The organism is Loktanella salsilacus (genome assembly GCF_900114485.1).
GTDB classification, from domain to species: domain Bacteria; phylum Pseudomonadota; class Alphaproteobacteria; order Rhodobacterales; family Rhodobacteraceae; genus Loktanella; species Loktanella salsilacus.
Map to the genome: position 1 here is coordinate 1 of NZ_FOTF01000061.1, position 3,681 is coordinate 3,681.

4 protein-coding genes are annotated in these 3,681 nt (G+C 54.6%); 3 read left to right on the top strand and 1 reads right to left on the bottom strand.

Translation table 11 applies throughout. The features are described from left to right. Nucleotides 1-735: 735 nt before the first annotated feature. Nucleotides 736-1,008: a metal-sensitive transcriptional regulator gene (locus BM131_RS19720; RefSeq protein WP_090192171.1), complete on the bottom strand. Its 273-nt coding sequence runs from the start codon at nucleotides 1,006-1,008 to the stop codon at nucleotides 736-738. Nucleotides 1,009-1,090: 82 nt separating this feature from the next. Here BM131_RS19720 and BM131_RS19725 point away from each other — a divergent pair, with 82 nt between their 5' ends. Genes BM131_RS19725 through BM131_RS19735 form a run of 3 tightly spaced genes read left to right on the top strand, consistent with a single transcriptional unit; the run spans nucleotide 1,091 to nucleotide 3,001 of the window. Next, nucleotides 1,091-1,648: a DUF305 domain-containing protein gene (locus BM131_RS19725; protein WP_245754345.1), complete on the top strand. Its 558-nt coding sequence runs from the start codon at nucleotides 1,091-1,093 to the stop codon at nucleotides 1,646-1,648. Nucleotides 1,649-1,676: 28 nt separating this feature from the next. Beyond that, nucleotides 1,677-2,492: a MauE/DoxX family redox-associated membrane protein gene (locus BM131_RS19730; protein ID WP_425434323.1), complete on the top strand. Its 816-nt coding sequence runs from the start codon at nucleotides 1,677-1,679 to the stop codon at nucleotides 2,490-2,492. 50 nt (nucleotides 2,493-2,542) lie between these two features. Continuing rightward, nucleotides 2,543-3,001 carry a DUF305 domain-containing protein gene (locus BM131_RS19735; RefSeq protein WP_090192174.1) on the top strand — a complete coding sequence of 153 codons (459 nt, stop codon included), beginning with the start codon at nucleotides 2,543-2,545 and terminating at the stop codon, nucleotides 2,999-3,001. Nucleotides 3,002-3,681: the final 680 nt, after the last annotated feature.

A 3,681-nucleotide genomic window follows, 5' to 3' on the forward strand; every position in this document is an offset into this window, starting at 1 on the left:
GGCTTGGATCCTCATCGCACACATCAGACGCGTCACACGGCATCTCGCAAGGGATTGAGAAGGTGCAGTTAGTTTTGAATCAGACTCTTAGACATAATGCGACTCCAAGTTTTCCTGCCCCCTGTCCACAGCGAACAAGAGCGGGCGATTTATTCAGTGAAAAACAGCTTGGTTACTTGTGATCGTGAACTCGCCTCACTGATCATCACCGCATTGGGTAATGTCTGGCGACTTGCAGGTATAAGACTTGGTAACGGAATTGTGTTCAAAGAGCCACATTTTTTCCATTCTTCGGGCATTGCGTCCATACCGTGCAGAACCGCGGAAACCTGCAAGTTTAATTTTCCGAAACGAAGACCTTTCGACAACCGGACAACCGCTTTAAATCGGTGGCAACTACCGAACCTTCGTGTTGAGGTATCGCCCCATCCCAATGTGGCTTCGACATCACCAGACATTGGTGCGAGCGCGGCGAAAGCTCACTTTGTCCGCACTGCCGCTGCTCGCCTTCCGATTTCGCGCTGATTTCGTATCCCGCCGCAGCGTAAGTCGGCAATGAGCCCAGATTACATGTTTTCTGCTATGCGGCGAATGACTGCTTTTAAGGTGTAGCCAGATTGCTTCACGGCAGTTTGGGCTTGGACTGAGGGTATATTGCAGCGGTAATCAAGGGGGTTGGCGTTCGTCCAAATGAGGGCATTTTAGCGGACCTAATGCTTTCTCGATCCGAAAAGCCTACCGCGACGCCTTTTGCAGAAGACCGATCAGTTCACCGAACTTAGCGCGCTGCTCATCCGGGTCGCCGCTCTGGATGGCAGTCTCGACGCAATGCTCTGCGTGGTTCTCTAGAATGAGCTTTTCAACGCCCAAGATTGCGGACCGAATGGCGGCCGTCTGCGCAAGGATATCCATGCAGTAACGATCCGTTTCGACCATGCGTGCTACTCCTCGCACCTGACCTTCAAGCCGAGAAAGCCGGTCCAGTGTCCTATCCTTGTTTGCCTTCACGTTCTACGTCTCCCTGTGGTTTGGAACCGGCTATCGACTTCTTAGTTGTATACCCACCATGGGTATATCAAGGAGACAGGCAATGGCACAGCGGGACGACCCTACAATGAACTCAAATTCGACGCATCACGATAGGTCCGGCGACAAGGGCGGCGGATACGGACGTTTCCTCGCAATGATCGCAACCTCGACGGTCGTGATGTTCGGGCTGATGTATCTCAACACCTATGCACTCGATCATGTTTTCTTCTCGCAGACCCGCATGTGGATGGCTCTCTACATGGGAGGGGCCATGGCCATCGTGATGCTCGCATTCATGCTGGGCATGTATTCCAATAAACGCGCGAACATCGCGATCATCGTCGGCGCGCTGGCAGCGTTCGCAGTCGGCGTCGGTCTTGTTCGCACGCAGTCAACGGTAGGCGATGTGGCGTGGATGAAGGCGATGATCCCGCACCATTCCATTGCGATCTTGACCAGCGAGCGCGCCAACATTTCCGATCCGCGTGTGCGCGCACTCGCCGATGCGATCATCGACGCGCAGCTCGCCGAAATTGCAGAAATGAAGCTCTACATCACCGATATCGAAGCGAACGGAGATGCGCCTGCAGGCACCGCCCGCGACGAGCAATACAAGTGACCGACATCAGACAAATGGAGAACCCGTTATGCCGGCGACAGATATGATAGACGGCCCGAATACCGCACGCACCAAGAGCGAAGGCACGGGAAAAACCGCATCCCTCTATCGGATGGCCATGCCAGGTCACCTGTGTCCCTTCGGCCTGAAGTCCAAGTCCATTCTGGAGCGTAAGGGCTACACGGTAGATGACAACCTGCTCACGACCCGCGACGAAGTGGACGCGTTCAAGAAAGCGCATGGGGTCGCGACGACACCGATCACTTTTATCAGCGGCGAACAGGTTGGTGGCTACACTGATCTCAAGAAACACTTCGGTTACAAGGTTCTGGGAAAGGACGACACGACCTACACGCCGGTGACCGCAATCTTCGCCTCCACGGCGCTGATGGCACTGGCCATCGTTCTGAACCTATACGACGGCTTTCCCTTCCTCACGTTCCTCAAGTGGTTTTTCGCCGCCTCGATGGTCGTCCTTGCGATCCAGAAGCTGCAAGACGTCGAGGGCTTCGTGAACGGCTTTCTTGGCTACGATCTGTTGGCCCGAAAATACGTCCCCTACGGCTATGCCTATCCTTTCGCCGAACTCTATGCGGGCGTGGGCATGATGGCGCTGATCGGCACCGGCAGCGCTCTGGTCTGGCTGGTAGCCCCAGTGGCCATCTTCATCGGCACCATCGGTGCGGTCAGCGTCATCAAGGCGGTCTATATCGAAAAGCGCGACCTAAAATGCGCCTGTGTTGGCGGTGGATCAAATGTGTCGCTCGGATTCATCTCGCTCAGCGAGAACCTGATCATGCTCGGCATGGGCCTCTGGATGCTGGCGATGTGGTTCGCAGCCTGAAACGCTCTGCACCTACCCATTTCGAAATGATAGAAACAGGAGAATTCAAAATGAACATAATAAAGCCGGTCTTCGTAACTGCCCTTGCGGCGTTTGCGTTTTCTGCACCGGCTTGGGCGCAGGATGCCAGTTTCCAACTTCCTGAACAGTGCACCGACATGTCTGCTAGGAGCGATAGGGATCATTCTGCCATGGGCCACGGAGATCAGGCGGGCGACATGGGGTCAGAAATTGCTGGTTTTGATGCCATGCCAGAGCATGTGCAGGAAAACATGCGCAGAATGGCTACAACCATGCCTGCGATGGAGGAAGGCATGATGCGGGAAGATGCCGACGTGGCATTCGCTTGCGCCATGATAGCCCACCACCACGGGGCAATAGACATGGCCCAGGTTCTGCTTGAGTATGGCGATGACCCACAGATGATCGAACTTGCAGGCGAAATTATTGCCGCGCAGGTCGGTGAGATTGATGAGATGACCACCTGGTTGGTCGAGAACGCCAAATAATGCGGCTCAGGCCTAATGGTCCAGACTGTGGATCCAGAACCTCGCCATCTCTCAAAAAAGACAATCTTGTAGCTGTGCCGAAAGCGGACCTTTAGCCAAGCGGAGCTAAGGCTTTCTTTGTCCGCTGACCGGACCTTGATGCTGCGCCATGCGCGAATGGCCGAAATGACGGGCCGCGTCGCAGCACTCGGGATGGTCGCTGGAAGGCGGCTATGGGCCGTCAGCGGCAGTTATGGCTGGGGCCGTCGAATGGTCATCTTGTTCAAGGATCAGAATTGCATTTTTTCTGATGACATTGGCTCTAGCGGACCATGCAGGTCAATCTAGTTCGACATTGCTGGCTGCGGCCTCCCGCAATCAAATCTTCCTCGTAATATCAATATGTTACCAGCCACCTGCGGGTGGCTTTCTGCGTTCGCGATTCCGGTGTGGAAGCGCAGTGGAAGCACGCAGCTTCAATGCGCAACTCTGGCGAACCGGATCCGAAGTTCGGTGGTTCCCGAAAACTAAACACTGACGTAAGCTCTGATTCGCTGTCTGCTGATCTTCACCACGATGGAGATCAAGGATTTCGAAATGAAAGCATCCCCCCTCTGTCAGGGTTGTTGTCCGCTGCTCTACTTTTCTCTAATTTTCAGGTGGGCGGGATAGGACAATGACGTGGGATACTCACCAGAACG